The sequence below is a fragment of the Acinetobacter sp. YZS-X1-1 genome, from assembly GCF_000804305.1.
Classification (GTDB): domain Bacteria; phylum Pseudomonadota; class Gammaproteobacteria; order Pseudomonadales; family Moraxellaceae; genus Acinetobacter; species Acinetobacter variabilis.
Genome location: NZ_JWHB01000004.1, coordinates 178,654 through 204,823 on the forward strand (window position 1 = coordinate 178,654; position 26,170 = coordinate 204,823).

A 26,170-nucleotide genomic window follows, 5' to 3' on the forward strand; every position below is an offset into this window, starting at 1 on the left:
GTCATATCTAGTTGAATGCTATAGTCAACTCATAAAAATCAATGAGTAAAAATAAGAATGAATTTACCTGTTCTGGAATCCGATATTTATCAGCTACGTTTGGAGCCACTGAGCTGGGAACATTTTGCAGACTTAGAAACTGCATGTGCCGAAAGGGACTTAGGGGAAGTGTTATATAACTCGGTGCCTTACCTACATAAACTTAAACACTACTTTATCCAAGCTTTTGAACAGCAGTCCAAAGGTGAAAGAATGGCTTTTGCCGTGATTGATTTGAATTCGGGCCGCGCCATTGGCACCACCAGTTATCATGATATCAAGCCAGAAATTCCACGCGTTGAAATTGGCTTTACCTGGTATGCCAAACCTTATCAACGAACCTATGTAAACCGGGTCTGTAAATATCTTTTGTTGCAGCATGCATTTGAAGAGCTGAATGCTCAAGTGGTAGGCTTTCGGACTGATCATCTGAATCTCAAAAGTCAAAAAGCTATTGAAGCTCTGGGTGCCAAACAGGATGGCATCATTAGATGTCATATGCTGCGTAAAGATGGCGTGACACTCAGAGATAGTTATATCTATAGTATTTTAAAAAGCGAATGGGTTGATGTAAAAGCGTTACTGCAAGCCAAGCTGATGCAATATTCCAATAAGAACCACTTTGAAATCTAAGCCTTGATTAGATTGAGCTTTGCTTTATTGACCTTTCCATAAGACAATACCGGGGTTATTGTGAACTAGGAGTGAACCATGCAGCTGAAGCCATTACTACCACAGATCTGGACTTTCGGTCATTTGAAACTGGATTTGTCTCAGCCGCATGTGATGGGAATTTTAAATGTGACTCCGGATTCCTTTAGCGATGGAGGGCTACATAATCAGAAAGATCAGGCAGTAGTAAAAGCCTTGGAAATGATCGCTGATGGTGCCACTGTGATTGATATCGGGGGGGAATCTACACGTCCGGGTGCATCAGTCGTGGACGTTGAAGAAGAACTTCGTCGTGTGGTTCCAGTTGTAGAAGAACTATCTAAACATGATGTGATCATCTCGATTGATACCTCACAGCCGGAAGTCATCAAAGCAGCCGTCAAGGCTGGTGCACATATCTGGAATGATGTACGCGCGCTCACTCGTCCACAAGCGTTAGAAACGGCAGCAGAACTGAATATTCCGGTGATCATCATGCATATGCGTGGTGAGCCGACTACGATGAATAATCTGGATCAGTATGATGATGTGACTCAGGATGTGATTCGGGAACTGACACAACGGGTTCAAGATGCTTTAGATATCGGCGTTAAAGCTGAAAATATCATGATTGATCCTGGTTTTGGTTTTGCCAAAAATGCCCAGCAAAATCTTAAATTGCTTCAGGAATTTTATAAACTGACTGAAATGGGCTATCCAGTTCTTTCTGCCTTATCCCGCAAACGTTTTATTGGTGCTGCACTAGATGGTGCAGAACCTCAAGCACGTGCAGTAGGTTCGGCTGCGGCGCATTTGCTGAGCATTCAGCAAGGTGCCTGTATGGTTCGTGCACATGATGTCAAGGCAACAGCAGACGCCATAAAAATCTGGAAAGCTATGCAAAATGCCTAAATCTGGGCTGAAAGACATCTAAGGGCACAAGCTGTTTGGCTTTTAAACAGCAATGTGCTATACAGGCACGCTTAAGTTAGATTGTCATCTTTTAGAGTGCCTGTAATGTTTGCAGATTTACTTCTCCCCATGTTCGATGATGAATATTATCCCGATATTCTGGTTGCAGAAATCAAGCAACACATCGAACGCTTTGCTTCTAAAGTATCTAAATCCAGTTTATCAGATCAGGACGTGTACCAGCTAGCGCATGAGACTGTGGCAGACATCAATGCCATGAAGCCGCAGTTTGAAGATCTGGACTCTTCTCTGGATAATACTGCCGCAGACTATATTGCCGAGGCCATGATGATGGTCGTGCAAGAACAGGGTCTGTTTGATATTGAAATGGAAGAACTGGTCGTTAACCGCGAATGGTAAAAAAAGCCCTGTTAAACAGGGCTTTTTTTTAATGATCTGAAAATACGTCTTTTAAATTTTTATAATGAATTTCATCTAATAGTTTCTGTTCTTCCAGCATGCAGCTATGATGTAAATCCAGATAATACTGTTTTAAATCTTTGTGATAAGGCACTGGTTCCGGCTCTTTGCTTTGCGACTGCTGATAAGACCAGTAAGCCAGTTGACGGATTTTCTGCAAACGTACCAGAAGGGTGCTGCGAGTCGAAACTCTAAAACAAGGCTCGACTAAAACTGGTACAAGGCTACTGAAAGCAAGCAGGGCCAAGCAAGGCAAGGTAACAAATGCTGAGTGAAAATACTGATAATTTATAAATGACAGAATCGCAATCAGGGTTTGCATATACAGGCAGAGTTGCAAACGCTTGGCATAGCGGGCAGAACTGTATTTCGCCTGAAACTGGGCACGCCAGATATAAGGATAAAGCATGCCAATCATGACAATGGTACCTGCACTGAGCGCCTGATATTTTGAAGTGACAAAGTCAGGATAAAACGGCAGCGAAAAGCACAGGCAGCAAAAACCTGTGATCATGATCAGAATACCGATACGTAAATACAGATATAGATCAGTGGTCTGGTTCAAATATTTATAACGGCCATAGCTGAGGCTACAAAAGAATGCATCAGGATGGCGTAATTGCAATCTGGCTAGATCAAAAGAACGGGATGCAGACATGGGGAGGGCACATTCTATTGGTGATAATCACGCATAAAAAAACCAGCTGAATGCTGGAGATTTTTCATTGCACCATTCTAATCAGAATTAAAATGGTGCCCGAGGCCAGACTCGAACTGGCACGCTTTGTGGGCGGGGGATTTTAAATCCCCTGTGTCTACCGATTTCACCACTCGGGCATGTGCGCAATAATAGAGGACGAAATAAAGCTTGGCAAGTAAATTTCAATACGTTTGCTTTATTTTAAAGCAATTCAGTAGCTTAAATTTAAAAATTAATTCCATAGTGCTGGATAATAAGCGTGAGAAGTCATGTAATTTTCTATTTCAGGACGTGTTTAAAAAAACTTTTCACAGGTGCTCATCCAGATAAGTATCGATATCGATGTATTTAATCTTCTTGCACTGCTCATGTTCCAGTTTAAACAAACGGGTATGCAAATCCGCATAGTGCTGAAGCTGATTTTTCAATTCTTCATTTGGGGAGGTCGGCTTGGAATGAAAAAATAATTTCAGACGCAGTTTCCAGGTTTGTTGATAAGCCCAGAAACAGATGCGGCGTAACTGCTGCAGTTGATATTGTTCAGTTGTATTGGTAGTAGGGCGGAACATATTTTCTTTATAGAACCGTACAAAACCAAAACTGATCCCGAAAAAGAATAGAATCCACATGACCGTACTGCTTTGTAGAAAAACCAGATTCAGCGCTTCCAGTACAATGACTACAGTGAGTTTAATCGGTGTATGTCTTAAAAACTGATAGAGGGAATGGGAAGAGTGCCGGATCTGCTTGATCACCAGTGGAACCACCAGCATCAGAAATAACAGAATAGTCAGAATCGCATAACTTTGCGCCTGAAAGTTTTGGGCAGTTGACAGCTTAGAGGAATAAACATCTTTGAGAGCCAGGCTAATCGGTACAAAGATCATGGCAGCCAGCACCCAGGGAATCAGTTCCTTGAGATCACTTAAAATACCTTTAGTTTTGATCTGACCATAAAACAGATAATTTCTTTTAAAGGCAGCCGGATAAAGCAGTTTAAGTTGCTGCAATAAAAGATCAATCTGTTTGGTTTGCATAATAAAGAAGTAAATCAGAAACTTGCCGCCTACTATAGCCAATTTACGCCAGAATGATAGAGATGATCCGGATTTTGCAATTATTAGAGTTGAAGCTAAAGATTTTAATTTTTTAGTAAGGATTTATGCGAAAATAGTCCATTGCATATTTATTTTTTAGGGACAGTTTATGACTGATCAATCTCCTGCGACGCTAAGCGACATCGAAATTTTAGACATCCTTCAAACCATGAAGAATGATGAGCTAGATACGGAAGCAAAAGAAGTCATTCGTCAGGGTGGTAAAGCGGGTCGTCAGGAAGCGCATAAACAGGCGCTGGTTGTATTGAATCAGTCATTTGAAGAAAAATTTGTTGAAGCAGTTTCTCTGGCCCTGAATCTGAATGAAGCGCAAATCAAAAAAATCCGTTATAAGAAAGACCGTATCCGTATTTTAAAAGCCCGTGGTATTGATTACCTGGCGATTGATGGCGCGGAAACTGCCTTTGTACTGGCGCAGATTGCGCAGGCCATTCTGCGTGAAGATGCAGTCGTCACTCATGACCTGCATAATATTTTCCCATTCTGGAAAGAAGGCTGGCCAATGGTGCAATTTGATAATGCCTACAAAATCTTGCAGGAAGATATCCAGATCCATTATCAGGCAGTCCTTAAAGCACTTTTATCAAAAATCTAAATTGAATTGAATGTAAAAAAGCACCTTCGGGTGCTTTTTTAATGAGAATAAAATAGGGAAAGCAGCCAGCGTACAGGAAGGATAAACAGCCGCCACCAGGTGATGAGTGGATAATAAAAATATTCACCTATTCTTAAAGTCGAATCAAATCCTTGCCGACGCCGCTCATAAGGATAGGGAGTCAGCCAGATTGAAAGTAAAATGAGTACAATTGCTAGGATCAGAAATATAGGCTGTTGATCTTGCATAAAGAAGAAATAGATTAAATATAAGGCCGAATAAAAACTTAGACAGGCGAGTAGCGCAGCAATATTCATAAAAGTCTCATTATTATTGTTTTTGGAATTTTAAAAAAATTGAAGAAGAACCAGATTATTCTGATTCTTCTGTCGGTGGCTTTTTCACTTCTAGCATACGTGTAACCAGTAACTGGTCAATCTTGAAATGATCAACATCGACAACTTCAAACTTATAACCCGCATGTAGCACAATATCTGCAGGACGTGGAATCTTGCGCAGCTTGAACATCATAAAACCAGCCAGAGTTTCATAATTCTCTTCATCTGGCATTTCATCAATTTCCAGCGCATGTTTGATGTCTTCAATAGGCGTACTGCCATCAATCAGCCATGAATTGCTGTCACGCTTAATGATCTGCTGGTCTTCTTCCAAGGGAGTAACCCAGTCGCCCATCACGGTAATCATGATATCGGAAAGGGTAATGACACCTACGACCAAGGCATATTCATTAATAACGACTGCAAACTTTTCCTTGGTCGAACGAAAACGGTCAAGTAATTCAGATAAGGTTAGCGTATCTGGAATGGTCAGTACCGTACGGATGGTATTTTCATTCAACTGAAGTAAAGACTGATTATTCAGAATACGAACCAGAATATCTTTGGAGTCGACATAGCCAATTACATCGTCGATATTTTCATTACAGACCAGGAACTTGGAGTAAGGAAATTCAGCCAGTTTCTGGCGAATACTGGCTTCAGATTCTTTCAAGGTAAAGAACACCACATTTTCACGAGTCGTCATACTGGAAGGAACATTACGTTCTTCAAGCTCAAACACGTTCTCAATAAAGTGATGTTCCTGTTTCTGTAACACCCCTGCCTGAGCACCCGCATCCATTACCGCAGAAATATCAGCAAAGGTAATATTGTCATCTCGAATGGTATTCACTTTAAATAAACGGAATAACAGGTTCGCAATGGCATTGATGAACCAGGCCAATGGTTTACAGATTTTGATAAATACCTGAATCGGATTAATCACCGAGACAGAAATTTTTTCTGGAGCGATCATGGCCAGACGTTTTGGCATCAAGTCCGCAAACAGAATAAATAATGAAGTAACTGCAGTGAAGGACAAGCTGAACGCAATCGTTTCAGTCCAAGGACCTTGATAAAATCTGGAAAGTAAATTGATGATATAAGGGCGGAAGGCGCCTTCACCTAAAATACCGCCTAAAATGGCAACGGCGTTTAAGCCGATTTGGGAAGCTGCAAAAAAGTCAGCAGAGTTTTCTTGTAAATCTAAAACTTTTTGAGCGCGAATATCTCCCGATTCAGCCAAAATTTTTAATTTGACCTTACGAGCACCTGCAAGCGCGATTTCTGTTAATGATAAAAAACCGGCCCCCGCGATGAGTAATAAGATAATCACGATGTTTTGAAAGAGGCTCACGAATCCACCTGTGGATTAATATGATCTAGCTAAAAATATTTTTAACACAAAAAAAGACTTGAGGTACAAATAAAGCAACTCAAGTCTCTAGAGTATAAGCTTAAAAATGAGCAATTTAGCTAATATTCAATTTAATAATGCGAAAATTGCGAATTATTCATTAAAAATTCACGATTTTCTTCTTCGATCATCTGACGCGCTACATATAGAATCAGCTGGCGTAACCAGCGATGGGCGGGATGATGATGCAATAAAGGACACCACGCCATCTTCAATTCAAACTCAGGAATATAAAATGGTGGGTCTTTAATGAGTAAGTTCTGGTTTTTGGCTTGCAGACGTGCAATACGGGTCGGTAATGTTGCTACAAGATCTACATTGGCCGCCAAAAGACCGGGCATTTGATAGTGACGGGTAAATACCGAAATCTTACGTTTTTGGCCAATACGTTCAAGAGCCTGGTCAATCCAGCCGAGACCTGCCTGTTTCTCAGGGTTTACCCCAAAGCCAACGCCCATACCAGTTTTTGATACCCAGATATGCTGTGCATCCAGATAACTTTTCAGATTCAGGTTGCCCGCAGCCGGATGCTTGTTATTTAACAGGCAAGAAAAGCTGTCACGCCAAACCAGTACCTGGTGGAAGCTTTGTGGAATTTCATTAAAACGGTTAATCGCTAGATCAACTTTACCTTGTTCCATGTCACGATAGGACACATCACTTGGCGTTAAGAAGTCGAGAACCACATTCGGTGCTTCTGAACGTAATGCTTTCACCAAGCGTGGTACCAGTGTGGCTTCAGCATAATCTGAAGTCATGATACGGAAGACACGATTTGAGGTATAAGGACGGAACTCGGTACGCGGTTCCAGAATCATGGAAAGATCCGCTAAGGCGTCGCGGATACGAGGTTGGAGTTCTAGTGCACGTTCTGTTGGAGTCATACCTTCAGAAGAGCGAATCAAGAGGGGATCATTAAATAAATTTCGTAAGCGACGTAAAATGTTACTCATCGCAGGTTGGGTTACCCCAAGTTGTTCTGCTGCACGCGTGACATTTTTTTCACGTAAAAGTACGTCAAGATAAATGAGGAGATTAAGATCGACCCGCTCCAGATTCATAAAAAAAATACCGAAAATAAAATTATGAAATTATATGGATTATGCCATAACTACTATAGCTTGTGTACGCAACTGATGAAAAAAAGCCCAGCTGATTGTACTGAAATACCTTTTTAGAATCTCTTTCACTGTAGATTTTGCCAGCCTGAATCCTTCTCTATTTTTAAGAGCAGAAAAGAAATCTGGCTGCCTCCAAAACGAAAGAAAGGTATTTCTGAAAAACAGAGGGAATTAGCAAATAATGTGCCAGATTTGACTAAAAATATTTCAACAAACAAATGAAAAATAATTCCTTCGAAATAAGTGTTCCAGGTTTTAAGGCTTAGAAAATAGACAAAAATTGCTTAAATTAAGCGCTGCTTAAGTCTTGCAAGACTTAAGTCTAATGAATATTTTTTACTCTTTTTGTTGATGTTTTAGACAAAATTCAATTTTAAAAATTCAAATATAAAATATAAAATACAATAACTTATAAAATATTGATCAATATATAATTAGACTTTCATCTACATATTTTTTAAATAAATAATGATAATTCTTGCAGAATATTGGATTAATTTTTCGAAGCCCACTAATCTTTAGCTATCCCAACGGATCGTCGAAAATCTGAACAAGTCATTGAGGGTGTGATTTGAGCGGTTCGTTGCAGAAAAATCCTAATATTAATACAGGAATATATCATGACTACATACCAAACAGCGATTGATGCAATCCGCGAATTAAAGGCGAAATTCGGTAACACTTGGGCAGACATCAGTCCTGAAGATGCTGCGCGTATGCAAATGCAAAACCGTTTCAAAACTGGTTTAGACATTGCTAAATATACAGCGGCGATTATGCGTCGTGATATGGCTGCTTATGATGCAGACTCTAGCAAATACACTCAATCATTAGGCTGCTGGCACGGTTTCATCGCTCAGCAAAAAATGATTGCGAATAAAAAATACTTCGGTACAACTGAACGTCGCTATATCTACCTTTCTGGCTGGATGGTTGCTGCACTTCGTTCAGAATTCGGTCCTCTTCCTGACCAATCTATGCACGAAAAAACTTCTGTTCCTGCATTGATCGAAGAAATCTACACATTCCTACGTCAAGCTGATGCGAAAGAACTGAACGACCTGTTCCGCGCACTTAAAAAAGCTCAAGACGCTGGTGATACAGCTAAAGCTGCTGAAATCACTTCACAAATCGACAACTTCCAAACTCACGTTGTGCCAATCATTGCGGACATCGACGCTGGTTTCGGTAACGAAGAAGCAACTTACTTACTAGCTAAGAAAATGATCGAAGCGGGTGCTTGTGCACTTCAAATCGAAAACCAAGTTTCTGACGCGAAACAATGTGGTCACCAAGCTGGTAAAGTTACAGTTCCACATGAAGACTTCATCGCGAAAATCCACGCTCTTCGCTATGCATTCCTTGAAATGGGTCTTGACGACGGTATCATCGTTGCACGTACTGACTCTGAAGGCGCTGACTTGACTCAAAAAATCCCAGTGGTTAAAGAGCCAGGCGACATCGCTTCTCAATACATCAGCTACTTAGACACTCAAGAAATTGACATCTCTGAAGCACAAGAAGATGAAATCCTGATCAAACGTGATGGTAAACTTCACCGTCCTAAACGTCTTGCTTCTGGCTTGTACCAGTTCCGTGAAGGTACTCAGATCGACCGCGTTGTACTTGACTGTATCACTAGCTTACAAAACGGTGCTGACCTTCTTTGGATCGAAACTGCGACTCCAAACGTTGCTGAAATCGCTCACATGGTTAACCGTGTACGTGAAGTTGTGCCAAATGCGAAACTTGTTTACAACAACTCTCCATCATTCAACTGGACACTGAACTTCCGTCAACAAGCGTACGACCGTTGGGTTGCTGAAGGTAAAGACGTATCTGCATACGACCGCGCTAAATTGATGAGCGCTGAGTACGACGATTCTGAATTGGCTGCTGAAGCTGACGAAAAAGTACGTACATTCCAAGCAGACGCTTCTCGTGAAGCAGGCGTGTTCCACCACTTGATCACTCTGCCTACTTACCACACAGCTGCTCTTTCTACTCATGAGCTTGCTCAAGGTTACTTCGGTTCTGAAGGTATGTTGGCTTATGTTGCTGGCGTACAACGTAAAGAAATCCGCGGTGGTATCGCTTGTGTGAAACACCAAGCAATGGCTGGTTCTGACATCGGTGACGACCACAAAGAAATCTTCGCTGGTGACAACGCGCTTAAAGCGGGTGACGATGCGAAAAACACAATGAACCAATTCTCTGCTTAATCAGCTCTGAATCGATTCTAAAAAAACCCTGCGCAAGCAGGGTTTTTTTATGCCTAACATAAAATGAATAACTCTATAAATTGTTGAAACAGCTAGATGAAAGGCAAAATCTTCATATTTTCTTCATGATTCAATTTTATACATATTTTTCTGTGATCAAGCCTTGCATTCTCCAAGCCTCTGCCTGAATATCCTTAAGCTGACTCAATAATGCAACGTCTTCCATAATTCATTAAATTCAAAGTGATTCAGACTTATGCTGTCTAAGTTTTTCATTCATCGTCCTATTTTTGCAGGTGTACTGGCCATTGTGGTCATGGCCATTGGACTTTTTGCGGTGATGAATTTACCTGTCGAACGTTATCCGGATATTGCACCGCCACGTATTACTGTGGCAACAACTTATACTGGTGCATCTGCAGAAACGGTAGAAGAGAGCGTGACCCAGGTGCTGGAACAGCAAATTAAAGGTATCGACCGCTTGCTGTATTTCAGCTCCAGCAGTGATTCTTCAGGTCGAAGCCGGATCAGCATCAGTTTTGAAAATGGCACCGATCCAGATACAGCACAAGTACAGGTTCAAAATGCGATTAACGGGGTTCTCAATCGTTTGCCTGACGATGTCCAGCGACAGGGCGTGAATGTCTTCAAATCTCTTGGCGATACCCATATGGTCATCGGTCTGTATGATGAATCACGGCGTAGTAGCAATATTGAACTATCTGATTATTTGACCACGCATCTGGAACAGGATATTTCCCGAATTGATGGCATTGGGGAAGTGGATGTTTTTGGTTCACAGTTCGCGATGCGCATCTGGCTGAATCCAGCAAAATTAAAACAATATAACCTGATGCCAAGTGATGTGCGGGCAGCGATTGAATCACAGAATACTCAGGTGGCAGCCGGCGCAATTGGGGACTTGCCGACAGTCGATGATCAGTATCTGAATGCCAAAGTCACATCAGGCAGCCGTTTAAAAACAGTCGAAGAATTTGAAAATATTATTGTGAAGTCTGCCCGGGACGGGAGCTTTATCTATTTAAAAGATGTTGCACGTGTAGAATTGGGTGCGGAAAATTATCAGTCATATAGCACTACCAATGGCTATCCTTCTGCCGGTCTGGGCATTTCACTAGCCTCCGGTGCCAATGCAATTGCGACGTCGAGTCTGATCAAGGCTGAAATCGAGCGACTTTCCCAGCAGTTGCCGGAAGGCTATAAAATTGCTTATCCGCGTGACAATACCCCGTTTGTCAAAGAATCGATTAAAGAAGTCGTTAAAACTTTATTCGAGGCGGTCATTCTGGTCGTCATCGTGATGTTTATCTTCCTGCAAAACTGGCGTGCGACCTTAATTCCGACTGTAACTGTGCCTGTAGTTTTACTCGGAACCATGGCGGTACTTTATATTTTGGGACTGAGTATTAATACGCTGACTTTGTTTGCCTTAGTACTGGCGATTGGCTTGCTAGTCGATGATGCTATTGTGGTGGTAGAGAACGTTGAACGTCTGATGCATGAGCAGCAACTTACAGCCAAAGAAGCAGCACTGGAATCCATGCAGGAAATCAGCGGGGCACTGATCGGGATTACCCTGGTTTTAACCGCGGTCTTTATTCCCATGGCGTTCTTTGGTGGCTCAACCGGGGTGATCTATCGTCAGTTCTCGATTACGCTCGTGGCAGCGATGTCTCTGTCGCTGATGGTCGCACTGATTCTGACACCTGCACTTTGTGCGCTGATTTTGAAACCGAATCCAAAACCTGCCAAGTGGGCGAGTTGGTTTAACCAGAAACTGGATGGTTTGAAGCATCGTTATCTGAAAGTTTCTAATGTCACTCTACAACATAAGGCCATTAGCCTGGTGCTTTTTGCCGGGTTGATCTGTGTATTTGCTTTATTCTACCGCGCCTTACCTACCAGCTTCTTGCCGAGCGAAGATCAGGGTATTCTGAATCTGCAGATCCGGTTACAGGAAGGTGCTCCAATGAAAAACACCATTCAGGTCGGTGAACAGATTCGTCAGTATTTTCTGGAAGAAGAAAAGGACAATATCGACTTGGTGATGTTACGTTATGGCCGTAACTTTTCAGGTACCGGTCAGAACCTGGCGACCGGTTTTGTAGCCTTAAAGCATTGGGATGACCGTTCAGGAGAAGAAAATACTGCGCAGGCGATTCGTGAACGTGCCATGAAGCATTTCCGTAGTAACCGCGATGCCCAAGTCAATATCAGTATGCCGGCTTCAGTGAATGGTTTAGGTCAAACCGACGGCCTGGATTTCTGGATTCGTGATATTAACGGTAATGGCCGTGAGTATCTCGAAGAACAGTTCCAGAATATGCAGGCTGGCGCAGCTCAATATAGTAGCTTTGAAAATCTGGATAAGCGCTCTAATCCGGAAAAAGCTGAACTGAAAGTCAATATTGACCAGAAACAGGCCATGGCCAATGGTCTGAGTCAATCCGCAATTAATAGTACGCTTTCAGCGGCTTGGGGCGGTAATTATATTAATGACTTTATTGATCGTGGCCGGATTAAACGGGTGATTATGCAGGGTGATGCAGAATTCCGTTCCAAACCTGAAGATCTGACACAATGGCATGTACGTAATGACCTGAACGAGATGGTGCCTTTTAGTAATTTCGCTCAGGTGGACTGGAGTGGTGGTCCCGAGGTAGTCAACCGTTTTATGGGCTATACCTCGCTACAAATGCAAGCGGATATGGTCAAAGGTTCCAGTTCTGGTGAAGCGATGCAAGATGTTGAAAATCTGGTGGCAGAACAGGATGGCATTGACGTGGTCTGGAGCGGTTTATCCTTTGAGGAAAAACAATCCAGTAATCAGGCAATCTGGCTTTATCTGGTGTCGATCGGTTTTATTTTCCTGTGTTTGGCTGCTTTATATGAAAGCTGGACGATTCCGACTGCGGTCATGTCCGCTATTCCTCTAGGGATAGGCGGGAATATTATTTTCAGTTTTCTGGCAGATTTTCCGAATGATATTTACTTCCAGATTGCTTTGCTGACCACGATTGGTCTGTCCTGTAAGAATGCAATTTTAATTGTTGAGTTTGCGGCATTGGCTCAGGAAAAAGGTAAATCGGTAGTTGAAGCTGCACTTGAAGGGGCTTCACTACGCTTGCGTCCAATCTTAATGACATCTCTGGCGTTTGGTGCTGGTATTCTGCCTCTGGTCTTTGCTTTCGGTGCAGGTGCAGCTAGTCGTCGTGAGATTGGAATTAGTGTTTTTGGTGGAGTGATCTTCGGAACGATACTGGTACTGTTTTTTATTCCATTTATGTACGTTTTAATTCGCCAAATGACGACGAAGAAATCACATACCTAATATCAATGCAAAATATTGAGTTAAAAAATCCCCGTTATGACGGGGATTTTTTTATCAGAAATAAAGAGTTAAAGATTGGCTTAAATTTAAGCATGGTGTGAAAATTGCTATAGAAATCATCTATTCATGGCGTGTGCATCCTAAAGATGCATTTGATGGGGATTTCTGATTTATGTTGTCGCGCTTTTTTATTTATCGTCCCAAGTTTGCAGCGGTCATTGCAATTTTAATGATGGCCCTTGGGGTATTTGCACTTCAAAAAATTCCCATTGAACATATGCCAAATATGGATACGCCAGCTTTAGGCGTTTCCGCAGGTTATCGTGGTGCATCGGCTGAAACTGTTGAGCAATCGGTAACCCAGATTCTGGAACAGGCGGTAAAAGGCATTGAAGGTCTGGAAACTTTTCACTCCAGCAGTTCGGTGGGACGGGCCCAACTTACGCTGCAATTTGAGCAAGGGGTCGATCTTGATCAAGCTCAGTTACAGGTTCAAAACACCGTGAATGGCGTATTGAGCCGCTTACCTGAAGAGACGCAGCAGGGCGGAGTCAATGTTTATAAATCAGGGTATGACCAGTTTGCACTGTTAAGCTTATATGATGAGAGTGGGCAAAGTAGCGTCACCGAACTTTCAGATTATTTAATGGTGCATGTCGAACCGCGTTTGTCACGTATTGAAGGTGTAGGGGAAATTGACCTGTACGGTGCAGGTTATGCCATGCGGATCTGGCTAAATCCGCATAAGTTGCATCAGTTTAACCTGATGCCAAGCGATATCCGTAATGCCATTGAAACTCAAAACGCGCCACTGGCTTCAGGCGCAATTGGCGGTTTGCCAACCATGCAGGATCAATATCTCAATGCCAAAGTCAGTGCGGGTTCACGTTTAAGCAGCGTGAAAGAATTTGAGAATATTATTGTTAAAACTACGGATTCTGGTTCATTGCTGTACTTAAAAGATGTGGCACGGGTAGAACTAGGTGCAGAGAGTTATAACCACATTAACTATACCAACGGACAGCTCTCTTCAGCTTTATCGATTACTTTGGCGCCACGGAGTAATGCCATTGCAGTGTCCAAACAGATTCAAGACGTATTAAAAAACGCTCAGGCCAATTTGCCACCGCATTATCAGTTGCAAATGACCATGGACAAAACTCCATTTATCACCAGCTCAATTGAACAGGTAGCTAAAACTCTAGTTGAAGCCATTATTCTGGTCATTGTGGTGATGTTTATCTTCCTGCAAAACTGGCGTGCCACGATTATTCCGGCCGTTACGATTCCGATTGTGGTTTTGGCAACCTTTGCGGTGCTGTATGTCTTGGGTATGACTCTGAATAGTTTTACCTTATTTGCCCTGATTTTAGCCATCGGTCTGCTAGTCGATGATGCCATTGTAGTGGTGGAAAACATTGAACGCCTGATGCAGGACGAACATCTGGATGCCAAAGCGGCTGCCTTAAAATCCATGCAGGAAATGAGCGGGGCACTGGTCGGTATTACGCTGGTACTTACTGCAGTATTTATCCCGATGGCTTTTTTTGGCAGCATCACTGGGGTGATTTATCGTCAATTTTCCATCACTTTGGTGGTAGCGATGTTGCTGTCTTTATTCGTGGCCTTGGTGATTACCCCAACATTTGCGGCACAACTCCTCAAACGCACACCTTATCAGGCTCGCTGGGCACAGCGCTTTAACCATGGCATGGATCAGCTCAATGCCAGTTACCAAAAAGTTTCAGCTCGAAGCATGCAATTGAAATTCACGATGTTGGCACTGTTTGGTGTGTGCATAATGGGCTTCGGCTGGGTATATAAGTATTTGCCGGAAGGATTGATGCCCACTGAAGACATGGGTTTTGTTATGGGGCAGATTGTCATGCCTGGCAATGCACCGCGTACAGAAGTCGAACAAGTCGGGCGTGAAGTACAAGATTATTTGATGAAACATGAATCGGGACGCATTCAGAGTGTAGGCGTCTGGTATAGCGGCAACAACGTCGGTGTAGGTCCGTATCGTGGGCAGCTTTTTGTAGTATTAAAAGACTGGGCTGAGCGCAAAAATCCTGAAGATTCGGTTTTCGCTATTGTCGATCGAGCACAGAAACACTTTGCCAATCATGCCAATGCCCAAATTTTCTTTATGGCACCTTCCATGTCAAGTAATGGTCGTATGGTCGATTTCTGGTTGCAAGACCTGGATTATAAAGGGGCTGAATTTTTACAGGAGGCATTTGGCCAGATTGAAGCGCGTGCCCAAGGCAAATCATCGATTGAATTTCTACAGCTGGATCAACCTAAAGAAAGTGCTGAGCTGAATATCAAACTTGATGCAGAGCGTGTGTTAAAGCATTCCATTCCTCAGCAAAATGTAAACAGTACTTTGGCTGCAGCGTGGGGGGGAACTTACATCAATGACTTTATTGATCGCGGGCAGATTAAACGTGTGATTATGCAGGGTGAGGCAGAATACCGTTCCAAACCTGAAGATCTGGCCTTCTGGCATGTACGCAATCAAAAAGGTGAAATGCTGTCATTTAACCAGTTCAGCAGTCTGAATTGGCAGGGCGGGCCGAACAGTATTAACCGTTATATGGGCTATAACGCTGTTCCAGTCTATGCAGGGATTCCAAAGGACAAGTTTTCCAGTCAGACCATGCAGGATGTTGAAGCATTGGTAGATGCCCAGGAAGGTGTGAATCTGGCTTGGAGCGGAGCCGCATTGGAAGAAAAGCGCAGCAGCGGTCAGGCGATTTTTCTTTATGTGATTTCGATTGCCTTTATTTTCCTGTGCTTAACCGCTTTATATGAAAGTTGGACCATTCCTGCGGCCGTGATCAGTGCCATTCCATTGGGGGTAGGCGGCAGTATCTTATTTTGCTGGGTCTTTGGTTTCGCCAATGATATCTTTTTTCATATTGCCTTGCTGACGACGATTGGTCTGTCCTGTAAAAATGCCATTCTGATTGTGGAGTTTGCTGCACAGGCAGAGAAAGCAGGAAAAACAGCTATAGCTGCAGCTTTAGAGGGAGCAAGTTTACGCTTGCGGCCTATTCTCATGACTTCTATTGCTTTTGCTGCGGGAGTAATCCCTTTGATTTTCGCTTCTGGGGTCAGTGCGATCAGCCGTCAGGAAATTGGTGCCAGCGTTTTGGGTGGGGTCATTTTTGCGACTATTCTGGTGTTATTCTTTATCCCGTTTATGTATGTGTTAATCCGAAACCTGTTTCGTGTCAAAGCAACAAATAAAGTTATACAAATCAATCAGGAAAATGAGGAATACTCACTCTAGGGCGGGTATGTTTCATACCTGCATGGAATGATGGTAGGGAAATGCAGCACCAAGAAAAAATACAGCAACTACATGAGACTCTGTTGACAGGGGAAAATAATATTCATCAGCTTCTACAAAAGCTGAATATTGCCGATCAGGCCAGAATTTTGTCTGAACTTGGACCAGCGGAACGCTGTCATTATTTCAAGCAGCTGGAACGTCAGGCAGAAGTACTGGAGTACTTGCCACTGGCCATGCAAATCCAGCTGGCCTATCAATTTCCTCTGGAGCAACTGGCTAGCCTGATGGATGCCATGCATTCCGATGACTTCATTGATTTATACAAGCAGATGCCCTGTGAAGTGCAGCAGCAGTTACTTGGCAAATTATCCACCCAGTCGCTACAAACCCTGCGAGAGCTGCATGCTTATCCGGAAGAAACTGCCGGTGCATTAATGAGTTCAGACTTCGTCACGCTTGCTCCCGAGTTGAGCATGACTGAAGCGATTGAAACGCTACGTGATATTGCGGGGAATCATGACACCTTATATCTGATCTATATTGTCGATGAAAAACAGCATCTGCTCGGTGTGATTTCCTTGCGACAAATTATTCAGGCACGGCCGGATGCCACTATTAATGAGGTCATGACCACAGATGTAGTCTATGCCACGGTAGATGAGGATCAGGAGCAGGTCGCCCGTACCTTGGCCTATTATGATTTTATCGCCTTGCCTGTGGTCGACGCGACCCAGAAGCTGGTCGGGATTATTACCTATGATGATGCCATGGATATTGCTGAGGCAGAAAGCACCGAGGATATTTTAAAATCCGGTGCAGTGACGCCTTTGAATGAACTGAGCCTGAAAACTGCACCGATTCTCAGACTGTATCAGAAACGGGTATTCTGGCTGGTCATCCTGGTGTTTGGCAGTCTGCTCTCCGGAATCGGGATTGCCCATTTTGAAGATATTATTTCCACCCATATTGTGCTGGTATTTTTCTTGCCATTATTGGTGGGAAGTGGGGGGAATGCTGGCTCACAATCTGCCACCCTAATGGTGCGTGCCTTGGCAACAGGCGATGTGCAGTTTAAGGACTGGTTCAGCCTGCTTGGTCGTGAATCTCTGGTTGCCTTATGTCTGGGTGGAACGATGGCCATTGCAGTATCAATTCTGGGTTATATTCGAGGCGACTGGATGGTCGCCGTTGTACTCGCTTTAAGTATGTTAGGTATTGTGCTGATGGGATGTCTAATCGGCATGAGTTTACCCTTTATTCTCAATAAATTGAAAATGGACCCAGCCAGTGCATCAGCACCTCTGGTGACTTCAATTTGTGATGCCACCGGGGTGATTATTTACTTGTTTATTGCCTCTCAATTATTGTTTTAAATACTTAGCAATTACAACTTAAATAGAAAAAATACTTTATGCTCAATTACATTAGTCTCATTTCTGGAAGAACCTATGCCTGATCTTGGACAAAAAAATAAACTGAGCCAACACGATGTCATTCGGTTGGAGCGGGATCTGGCCAAATTCGCCAATATGATGGATTCGGTGGTACGTATTCCGTTTACCAAACAGGGCGTTGGGGCAGATGCCGCCTTAAGTACCATTCCAGTGGCGGGAGATATCGCAGGTTTTGTATTGACTAGTTATGCAATTTATAAAGCCCATCAGATTGGTGTGCCGAATGAAAAATTAAAGCCAGTCCTAAAAATGGCCGTCATGGATGCTGTGGTCGGCTTTATTCCTGTAGCGGGAACAATATTTGATATTTTTATTCGTCCTAGCCGTAAGGCACTGGATATTGTGCATCAGCATATCCGGGACGAATACCAGATTCGTACCGATCATCATGTGGTGCATCCATTTCTGCATGAAAGTCTGGAACGCAGACAACAGCAATCCGCTTTCTGGCGTAATCCTGTGGTGGCCTGGATCTGGATTCATCTGCCAGATCTTTTAGGAACTTTCTTTTTGATTCTGTTAATTATGGCTATTGGCTGGGGCACAATGCAGCTCTTTCAATGGTTTAAAGCCTGAAGGTTTATCAATATAAACTTAATAAAAAAGCCTGCATTCGCAGGCTTTTTTCTATCAAGCAATTAATATATTGTTTAAGGGCAATCGAGTTGTTGCAAAGCAGCAACACGTTGTTCAATCGTTGGGTGAGTCTGGAACAGAGCCGCCAGACTAAAACCTTGTTCCTGACCAGCCGAAATCGCAAAGGCTTTCATTTCTTTCGGCATAGCATCCGGCATTTCTGATTCAGCCTGTAAACGTAATAACGCTGAAATCATGGCCTGTTTGCCTGCCAAACGTGCACCTGCCTCATCAGCACGGTATTCACGGTAGCGTGAGAACCACATCACGATCGCTGAAGCCATAATACCAAATACGATATCCAGCACAATGGTAATCACAAAATAGCCAATACCCGGTGCTTCACCTTCTTCACGGCCGAAGATCGTACGGTCTACGAAGTCACCAACTACACGGGCAAAGAACATGACAAATGCGTTGACTACACCTTGAATCAAGGCCAGTGTCACCATATCGCCATTGGCAACGTGACCGATCTCGTGTGCCAGTACCGCGCGAAGTTCGTCTTTGTTCATGCGTTCAAGCAGACCTGTAGAAACAGACACGAGCGCATCGTTCTTGTTCCAGCCTGTTGCAAAGGCATTTGACTGATAAGATGGGAAAATACCCACTTCCGGCATTTTAATGCCAGCGCGCTGAGAAAGTTGCGCAACTTCTTGTAATAACCATGCTTCTGCCTGGTTACGAGGGGCATTTGGGTCAATCAGTTCAGTACCGGTTGTTTTTTTCGCCATCCATTTAGACATGAACAGGGAAATCAGTGATCCCACCATACCGAACACAAAACAGATCACCAACAGGTTGCCTAGATTCAAGCCACCCGCGCCATGGTAACTACCGACACCGAAGAGTGACAGGATAATGCCAGCTACAACCAGTACCGCGAGGTTGGTTAGCAAGAACAAACCAATCCGCATCATTGAGAAATCCTCTTATTATAAAAAAATAATCTGATTAGCAAATGAAAATCATTGAAATCAATATGGGGTGAAATGACTAAAAATTCAAGAAAAAAATGGCCCTAGATCACAAAACACAGCTTTATTTTTTGCTACATTTTCGCTAAGGCCATTCAGAATCAAATGATTTTGATTTTTTTATTCACTTAAATAAATTTTAGCTGCTGCTGTTGCATTCGCCGTTGCATAAGAACCCATCGGTGCATCGGTATAACTGCCATCAGCATTCATAATAATCTGACGCTGATACTTGGCTGCCTGAATGTGCGAAGTGCTGCTGCTATCATTGGAGTAATTTGCTGAACTGGCAATGATGCGGCCTTCACTGGATGGTGTGTTAGACGTGGTTGTACTTGCACTCAGGCCATGAGTATACAGGTTTTGAAAACGGCTGGTCACACGGCGCACATAATCCTGGGTTTCCCGGAAAGGCGGGATTCCACCGTATTTACTGACATTGCCTTCACCAGCATTATAGCCCGCCAGTGCCAAGCTGGTATTGCCATTAAAACGCTTTAATAACCAGGCCAGATATTTAGCACCCGCCATAATATTCTGATGCGGATCATAAGCATTACTGACATTAAAGCGACGTGCTGTGGCTGGCATCAGCTGCATCAAACCTTGTGCACCCACAGGGGAGCGGGCATGGGTATTAAAACCGGATTCAGTATGCATGACTGCTTTAATTAAACCTTCAGACACACCATAAGTCTGGGCGGCCTGACGAATGATCGAATCAAAAGCATTCTTATTCTTGCTATAGCTAGGCAGAACCGACGACTCGCTGCTGCCCCAGTTACTATAGCTATGAATATTGCTATCCGGATAATAAGTCTTCTTTTCGACCTGAAGATGATTATAACGGCTCTTCTTATTGGTCAATAAGGTACTGCCGTTTTTATCACGCAACTGATAGATGGTTTCACCGGCATACACCAAATGACTACAGCTCAGCATAACCAAGCTACCCATCAGTTGACACCCCAAGAAATACGTCTTTATTTTCATTGTTTATATTTGATAAATAATAAGCTAGAAAAATTCATGGATGAGTTTAACAAAAAATTACGTAATGCACAGCCTTATACGCTGCATTTATAAACGAGTATGTAAACGGGAACGGCTGTCAATATTTTGAACACTAAAATATTTTTTTTATTTAATTTAAAACCTTAGGGTTGACAGGTTTAAGCAATTGATTTTAATAATAAAATAAATTGATTAAAAAATGATCAATTTAAAGAAAAGCCTTAAATTTTGAGGTGAACAAGTTGTCAAGTCCATTTCAATCCACAAAGTTATCCACAGCTTTTGTGGACAACTGTGGAAAAGTCCAAAAGATAAGCATCTCGCCTAAAAATTGAACTAAATCGTTCAATATATCAATCAAAATAAAACATGAAAATGAAACTAATATGGCATTTGTATGAAAATAAATTCTTTTGATGCGATACGGAACCGAATCAGCTAAAATTGCGCGGTATTTTTATTTATGGGTTATTCTCGTCTATGTACTCGCCAGTTGAATCCGAGCAAGGATTTAATTTCAAACCTGAACTGCCAACAAGCTCTGCCTACTACCGTTTGTTGAAGAAGCTTCGCCGCCAGGTCGGACATGCCATTCGCGACTTCAAGATGATTGAAGACGGCGACAAGGTCATGGTGTGTATTTCTGGTGGTAAAGACAGTTATACCTTGCTTGATATCCTGCTTCAGTTTAAACGCATTGCACCGATCAATTTTGATGTAGTGGCGGTTAACCTGGACCAGAAACAGCCCGGTTTCCCGGAAGATGTATTACCGCGTTATTTAGAAGAAAATAACATTCCGTATTACATCTTGGAAAAAGATACCTACAGCATTACCAAAAAACTGACACCGGAAGGTAAGACTTACTGTGCAGTATGTTCACGTCTGCGCCGTGGTTCTTTGTACGGTTTTGCTCAGGAAATTGGGGCGACTAAAGTGGCACTGGGGCATCACCGTGATGATATTCTGGCAACATTCTTTCTGAACCTATTCCATGGGGGCAGCCTGAAAGCCATGCCGCCAAAACTGCTGTCTTCTGACAAAAAGAACATTCTGATTCGTCCATTGGCCTATGTGGAAGAAAAAGACATCATCAAATATGCACAGATGCGTCAATTTCCAATTATTCCATGTAATCTATGTGGCTCTCAGGAAAATCTTCAACGTGCCATTATCAATGACATGTTACGTGAATGGGACAATGCGCATCCAAAACGTCTGCACAGCATCTTTGGTGCCTTGCAAAATGTTTCACCATCTCAGTTAGTTGACCGCGAATTATTCGACTTTGAAATTCTGGACAGTCAGCGCGAATTCGATTTCAAAGGCAGCTGTTCAACTGAAGAGGCGGTAGAAGGTGAGAACCGCCGCATCAATATGGTCAATCTGGGCTTTGCAGCAGACTAATCAACCTATATAAAGTTAAGCCGATACAGGCATGGGCTACGGCCGATGCCTGAATCAAAAATAACGCAAGATAAGAACTACAAAAATTGAACGGTGCGTACAAAATTCGTTAGCCTTTGCCATAATGATCATGTTATAACAAGTCACAAGCATAATAGCTTCAACCTGATGTCGCCTGGATAGTCGACACAAATGAATAAATAAATTGAGGAAAGATCATGCCTGCTTTTTTAACTGATGATTGGTTTTCGACTGTAGACACGCTCACTGCACAAGCTGGTGATTTGGATTTGCCACCTGCTTTGGCGAATCTGGCAATTAATTTGGTCGTTGCAGACACTACAGGTAATACAGAATTATCTTTGGAAGGTGGCGCGATTAAAAAAGGTTTATCTCCAAATGCAAAAACAACATTGAACATGGATGGCGAAACCTTACGTAAAGTTTTCCTTGAGTTTGATATGGCGGCTGCAATGCAAGCCTTCATGACAGGTAAAATCAAGGTGCAAGGCGATATGTCTCAATTGATGGCATTGCAAACAGCGAAGCCAAGCCAAGCACAAAAAGATCTGTTCAAGAAAGTACTTGAAAATACCACAGCTTAATAGTCTTGATCTAAAAAGCTGAAGTAACAAAAAAGCTTACCCTGAGGTAAGCTTTTTTTATGGCTGAATAACTAGATTTAAATTGATCAGGCTTAAATATTCACCAGCTGTGGAGTAGTCTTGATGTGTTCCAGATAGGCACGGATACGGGTCACGTATTGAAGGGCCTGACGGTAACGACCATTACTGGCTTTATTCTGTTCCAGATAAGCATACAGGTTTACCCAATTATTCGGATTCTTGCCTTGAGCCTGAATACGTTTTTGCAGCTGATTCACAGCACCGGGGCCCATGTTATAGGCAACCAAAGCAAACCAGTTACGATCCGGATAAGGGATATGTTCATAACGGCTCAGCATCTGGTCATAGTATTTGGCACCCCCATCAATACTTTCGCCTGGATCTGTCCGGTTACTAACCCCCATCGCTTTTGCGGTAGAGCTTGTTAGCATCATCAGACCGCGGACACCGGTGGGAGATACGGAGTTTGGCTTTAGATAGGATTCTTGGTAACCGATCGCGGCGAGCAGGTGCCAGTCCAGATCGTACTGCTGAGCAGATTTCTGAAAGCTCGCCTTGTATGTGGGGAGGCGTTGGTTCAGGTCCTGTTGAATTTCATCCCAAGAATGCTCTTCTACTACATTCTGATTGTAGAAGGAAGCAAGTTGCTTGATCGCACCGCTTTGTTTGCCTTGACAGACAAAAGCACTAGCGGTTTGACTCAAGGGATCACTAGCTGATTTAAATACCAGATTCAGATTGGCATTCAGTCCATTACTGGCCAGTGAAGACTCATCACCACAAGTGGCAGAAAAAGCCGTTAAACGCTGTTGTTCAATCGTACCCAGATCAGTGGTGGTCATGGCCAGATTGGCTTTGCCCTGCGCTACCCATTTCAGGGCCGTGGCATTATCCGGAACAGTTTTAAAATCCAGCTTAACATTCAGGCTGTTGGCATAGTTGCGGACCAGGTCGTAACCAAAACCATGCTGATGTTGTCCATCCTGAAACACAGTCGTTGGACTTCGAACTGCGACGACGGTGAGTTTGTTGCTATTTACCACATGATCATATTGAAGGGTGGTTTTAGTGGCATTGATACTATGAAAGGGGATAAGTGTCGTACTCAGTACCAGTGCTTTTACAGGGAGAGAAGAGATAAAAGAGCTAAGGCAAAGCCTCGACCCAGTGGTTGAACTACTGTGCATGTTGTCTCCGCTACAAGTAATTTATGCCCTAAAAATCACAGCCAATACTAGCCAGAAACTTTTAAAAGTTTGATAAATTCAATAAGGGTTGGGCAGTCATGACGTCATTCAAAAATGACTAAATTGATCGGGAAATATGTAGAAAAACTACATAGATTAAAAAATAAGCGATTCCAAAAGTAGGGTGCATATTAAAGATCAAAAAATTAATTGTCAAATTTTGTATATAATTTATTTTTTAAATGCAATTTAAGTTGTTAAATTTATTGAAGAAAAAACTTGCATATTCTGGCTTGTCCTAAAACTCCAAATAAAATAAGCTCTTAATGTCTAAAAACTGGTTCAAAATTGGCAATTAAAACACATGAAATCTAACCTGATTACCCGTGGTGGACACGACAAATTGGTGGCAGAACTTAAAAATCTCTGGCATGAAGAACGTCCTGAAATTACCAAAAAAGTGAACTGGGCAGCCAGTCTCGGCGACCGTTCGGAAAACGCAGATTACCAGTATAACAAACAGCTTTTACGTAAAATTGATCGCCGGGTTCGCTATCTGGGCAAGCGGCTGGAAGAGCTGCGAATTGTCGATTTTTCTCCTGAACAGGAAGGCAAAGTTTATTTTGGTGCCTGGGTCGAAATTGAAAATGAACAGGGTGAGCAGAAGAGCCTTCGGATTGTGGGCGTCGATGAAATTTATGATCATCATCCGCAGCATATTTCGATTGATTCCCCAATGGCGCGTGCCCTGTTAGGCAAGTCAGTGGATGATGAGGCTGAGGTGAGAACGCCATCCGGCAAGAAACTCTGGTTTATCAATTCAATTCGTTATGAAAAGCCAGAAAATTCAGAAGATTAATGAAATTGATTTTATTTTGTGCAGTTGATGCAGAGAAATTGGAAAAATATTTGCCAAGCGCAATTTTTATTTATATGATTGCGGCCATGGAAGCGTGGCAGAGCGGTTTAATGCACCGGTCTTGAAAACCGACGAGGGCTTATACCCCTCCGTGAGTTCGAATCTCACCGCTTCCGCCAGATACGAAAACCCCGATCATTGATCGGGGTTTTTTATGATCTATTCATTGGGGTTTATGGCTCAGACTCTGATGGAAGGCTGCCTTGAATTTCCTGTTGTATCCATGCAACAAATTTTTCAATCAGCGGTGAGTTTTCCTGACTGGAATGAACCAGATAATAGCCTCGTTTCCTTTCTAAGGTCTTGCTGGACACCAGTACCAATTCCTGTCGCTTTAATTCTTTTTCAATCAGCATTTGTGGGATCAAGGCCATTCCTATGCCATGACTAGCCACTACAGCGAGCATGGAAAAAAGTTCATGTCGTTGCCCCTGAAAAGGATTCGGATGCTGGATCTGATGCAGCTTGAACCAGTCTTCCCAGATGTGCGGCCGGGTAGTTTGCTGTAATAAAGGGAGTTGAACCAGTTGTTCAGCACTTAAGTCGTAGTTGTAGTCATTAATCTTCTGTGCATCGGGAAAATACTGTTGAATCAGATCAGGCGCACAGACAGCAACTACATCTTCATGCATTAGAAAATGGCTATGCGTACCAGGCCATTGTTCGACCTGTTGAGGTGTTCCTGCATAAATAGCAGCATCGAAAATCTGTTCCTGAAACAGAAAAGGGCGGGTGCTGGTTTCCAGATGTACCGTAATTTCAGGATAGAGTCGATTAAAGCTCTGGAGTTTAGGTAATAGCCAGCGAGTCGCAAACGTAGGCACTACGCCCAGTTTTAAAGTACCGCCGCGCCCTTGATGCGTAATGACGTCTAGGGTTGACTGTTCCAGTCCTTTGAGATGCGGAGTGATACTCTTTAAATATTGTTGTCCAGCATGATTGAGTTCTACACCATGCCGCGTACGAGTAAATAAAGCTGTACCTAAATACTCTTCCAGTTGCTGGATCTGACGTGAAACTGCACTTTGGGTTAAAAACAGTTCCTGCGCAGCATAGGTATAACTGGCATGACGTGCAGCAGATTCGAAACAGATCAGCGCTTGCAGGGAGGGTATTTTTCTACGCACCTGTTCATCCTTGAACTTAAAATGGTCAGATATCAATAAATGGTATATCACTCTTATACTACTATACGACTTTAGTATAAAAAACAGGCAAATTAGCTAAGGAGATAATTTATAAAAATACCAACTTATATAAGGTATGCGTAAATTGCATAGCTGCATGCAAATTTATTGTTTGAACAAGTCATGATTCATGCCTAGAGTCAATCTGAAGGATAAAACAACATCATCTAATAGATAGATGAAGGATTGGCAGGGAATACTATGAATCAAATGGTCGATACGAAAAAAACCAGCAAAGTTTATTTTAACTGGCAGGATCCGTTCTTACTGGAGCAGCAACTGACTGAAGAAGAACGCATGATCATGGAATCTGCGCGTGCATATTGTCAGGGACAGTTACAGCCGCGTGTATTAGAGCAGTTCCGTCATGAGAAAACAGATCCAACCATTTTCCGTGAAATGGGTGAACTCGGTCTGCTGGGTCCAACCATTCCAGAACAATACGGTGGCGCTGGTTTAAATTATGTCAGCTATGGTCTGATTGCTCGTGAAGTAGAACGTGTGGATTCAGGTTATC

At 42.8% G+C, this 26,170-nt stretch carries 22 protein-coding genes and 2 tRNA genes; 14 read left to right on the forward strand and 10 right to left on the reverse strand.

The features are described from left to right. The first annotated feature begins 57 nt into the window (after positions 1-57). The 3 genes from RJ01_RS04460 (at position 58) to RJ01_RS04470 (ending at position 2,022) form a co-directional block, all read left to right on the forward strand. Positions 58-672, forward strand: coding sequence for a GNAT family N-acetyltransferase (locus RJ01_RS04460; protein WP_034170179.1), 615 nt, complete (start codon positions 58-60; stop codon positions 670-672). A 78-nt stretch (positions 673-750) separates the two neighbouring features. Then, a complete protein-coding gene (gene folP / locus RJ01_RS04465) occupies positions 751-1,602 on the forward strand; it encodes a dihydropteroate synthase (RefSeq protein ID WP_034170180.1) in 852 nt (283 codons plus the stop codon). Positions 1,603-1,707: 105 nt separating this feature from the next. Further along, positions 1,708-2,022 (forward strand): DUF5713 family protein, encoded by a 315-nt coding sequence (locus RJ01_RS04470; protein WP_034170181.1) that lies wholly within the window; start codon positions 1,708-1,710, stop codon positions 2,020-2,022. Between the two features lie 28 nt (positions 2,023-2,050). Here the strand turns inward: RJ01_RS04470 and RJ01_RS04475 are convergent, their stop codons facing one another. From RJ01_RS04475 to RJ01_RS04485, 3 genes are all read right to left on the reverse strand, one after another. Then, complete coding sequence (locus tag RJ01_RS04475; RefSeq protein ID WP_034170182.1) at positions 2,051-2,740, reverse strand: hypothetical protein; 690 nt, start codon at positions 2,738-2,740, stop codon at positions 2,051-2,053. A gap of 93 nt (positions 2,741-2,833) precedes the next feature. Beyond that, positions 2,834-2,919 (reverse strand) — tRNA-Leu (locus RJ01_RS04480). Between the two features lie 171 nt (positions 2,920-3,090). Continuing rightward, positions 3,091-3,819 carry a hypothetical protein gene (locus RJ01_RS04485; protein WP_034170183.1) on the reverse strand — a complete coding sequence of 243 codons (729 nt, stop codon included), beginning with the start codon at positions 3,817-3,819 and terminating at the stop codon, positions 3,091-3,093. A 169-nt stretch (positions 3,820-3,988) separates the two neighbouring features. Here RJ01_RS04485 and RJ01_RS04490 point away from each other — a divergent pair, with 169 nt between their 5' ends. Further along, positions 3,989-4,495 (forward strand): hypothetical protein, encoded by a 507-nt coding sequence (locus RJ01_RS04490; protein ID WP_034170184.1) that lies wholly within the window; start codon positions 3,989-3,991, stop codon positions 4,493-4,495. A gap of 38 nt (positions 4,496-4,533) precedes the next feature. On the opposite strand, the gene RJ01_RS15725 is transcribed toward RJ01_RS04490, so the two are convergent. From RJ01_RS15725 to RJ01_RS04500, 3 genes are all read right to left on the reverse strand, one after another. Then, entirely contained in the window at positions 4,534-4,812 is a 279-nt protein-coding gene (locus RJ01_RS15725; RefSeq protein WP_081402640.1) for a hypothetical protein, read from the reverse strand. A gap of 55 nt (positions 4,813-4,867) precedes the next feature. Then, positions 4,868-6,190 (reverse strand): hemolysin family protein, encoded by a 1,323-nt coding sequence (locus RJ01_RS04495; RefSeq protein ID WP_004784777.1) that lies wholly within the window; start codon positions 6,188-6,190, stop codon positions 4,868-4,870. A 131-nt stretch (positions 6,191-6,321) separates the two neighbouring features. After that, positions 6,322-7,311: a LysR family transcriptional regulator gene (locus RJ01_RS04500; protein ID WP_004784775.1), complete on the reverse strand. Its 990-nt coding sequence runs from the start codon at positions 7,309-7,311 to the stop codon at positions 6,322-6,324. 680 nt (positions 7,312-7,991) lie between these two features. On the opposite strand from RJ01_RS04500, the gene RJ01_RS04505 reads away from it, so the two are divergent. The 5 genes from RJ01_RS04505 to RJ01_RS04525 all read left to right on the forward strand — a co-directional run bounded on the left by RJ01_RS04505 (position 7,992) and on the right by RJ01_RS04525 (position 18,276). Then, complete coding sequence (locus RJ01_RS04505; RefSeq protein ID WP_034170185.1) at positions 7,992-9,593, forward strand: isocitrate lyase; 1,602 nt, start codon at positions 7,992-7,994, stop codon at positions 9,591-9,593. Between the two features lie 256 nt (positions 9,594-9,849). Then, complete coding sequence (locus RJ01_RS04510) at positions 9,850-12,945, forward strand: multidrug efflux RND transporter permease subunit (RefSeq protein ID WP_034170186.1); 3,096 nt, start codon at positions 9,850-9,852, stop codon at positions 12,943-12,945. Between the two features lie 172 nt (positions 12,946-13,117). Next, positions 13,118-16,243 carry an efflux RND transporter permease subunit gene (locus RJ01_RS04515; protein WP_034170187.1) on the forward strand — a complete coding sequence of 1,042 codons (3,126 nt, stop codon included), beginning with the start codon at positions 13,118-13,120 and terminating at the stop codon, positions 16,241-16,243. A gap of 41 nt (positions 16,244-16,284) precedes the next feature. Further along, positions 16,285-17,619 (forward strand): magnesium transporter, encoded by a 1,335-nt coding sequence (gene mgtE / locus RJ01_RS04520; RefSeq protein ID WP_034170188.1) that lies wholly within the window; start codon positions 16,285-16,287, stop codon positions 17,617-17,619. A 75-nt stretch (positions 17,620-17,694) separates the two neighbouring features. Further along, positions 17,695-18,276 (forward strand): DUF4112 domain-containing protein, encoded by a 582-nt coding sequence (locus tag RJ01_RS04525; protein ID WP_034170189.1) that lies wholly within the window; start codon positions 17,695-17,697, stop codon positions 18,274-18,276. Between the two features lie 74 nt (positions 18,277-18,350). Here the strand turns inward: RJ01_RS04525 and htpX are convergent, their stop codons facing one another. Both htpX and RJ01_RS04535 read right to left on the reverse strand, forming a co-directional pair. Further along, on the reverse strand, positions 18,351-19,256 hold the full coding sequence (htpX, locus tag RJ01_RS04530) for a protease HtpX (protein WP_034170190.1): 906 nt from the start codon (positions 19,254-19,256) through the stop codon (positions 18,351-18,353). Positions 19,257-19,433: 177 nt separating this feature from the next. After that, positions 19,434-20,306, reverse strand: coding sequence for a transglycosylase SLT domain-containing protein (locus RJ01_RS04535; protein ID WP_034170191.1), 873 nt, complete (start codon positions 20,304-20,306; stop codon positions 19,434-19,436). A 501-nt stretch (positions 20,307-20,807) separates the two neighbouring features. Here RJ01_RS04535 and ttcA point away from each other — a divergent pair. Both ttcA and RJ01_RS04545 read left to right on the forward strand, forming a co-directional pair. Beyond that, a complete protein-coding gene (gene ttcA / locus RJ01_RS04540) occupies positions 20,808-21,734 on the forward strand; it encodes a tRNA 2-thiocytidine(32) synthetase TtcA (RefSeq protein ID WP_005236792.1) in 927 nt (308 codons plus the stop codon). 218 nt (positions 21,735-21,952) lie between these two features. After that, positions 21,953-22,339 (forward strand): SCP2 sterol-binding domain-containing protein, encoded by a 387-nt coding sequence (locus RJ01_RS04545; protein WP_004784757.1) that lies wholly within the window; start codon positions 21,953-21,955, stop codon positions 22,337-22,339. A gap of 92 nt (positions 22,340-22,431) precedes the next feature. Here the strand turns inward: RJ01_RS04545 and RJ01_RS04550 are convergent, their stop codons facing one another. Continuing rightward, positions 22,432-23,547 (reverse strand): transglycosylase SLT domain-containing protein, encoded by a 1,116-nt coding sequence (locus RJ01_RS04550; RefSeq protein WP_034170192.1) that lies wholly within the window; start codon positions 23,545-23,547, stop codon positions 22,432-22,434. Positions 23,548-23,911: 364 nt separating this feature from the next. On the opposite strand from RJ01_RS04550, the gene greB reads away from it, so the two are divergent. Together greB and RJ01_RS04560 are read left to right on the forward strand one after the other, a co-directional pair. Further along, a complete protein-coding gene (gene greB, locus RJ01_RS04555) occupies positions 23,912-24,406 on the forward strand; it encodes a transcription elongation factor GreB (protein ID WP_034170193.1) in 495 nt (164 codons plus the stop codon). A gap of 88 nt (positions 24,407-24,494) precedes the next feature. Next, positions 24,495-24,585, forward strand: a tRNA-Ser gene (locus RJ01_RS04560). A gap of 54 nt (positions 24,586-24,639) precedes the next feature. Here the strand turns inward: RJ01_RS04560 and RJ01_RS04565 are convergent. Further along, on the reverse strand, positions 24,640-25,593 hold the full coding sequence (locus RJ01_RS04565) for a LysR substrate-binding domain-containing protein (protein ID WP_034170194.1): 954 nt from the start codon (positions 25,591-25,593) through the stop codon (positions 24,640-24,642). A gap of 261 nt (positions 25,594-25,854) precedes the next feature. On the opposite strand from RJ01_RS04565, the gene RJ01_RS04570 reads away from it, so the two are divergent. Continuing rightward, positions 25,855-26,170 (forward strand): acyl-CoA dehydrogenase family protein (locus RJ01_RS04570; RefSeq protein ID WP_034170195.1); only part of this gene is annotated, 316 nt, incomplete at its 3' end.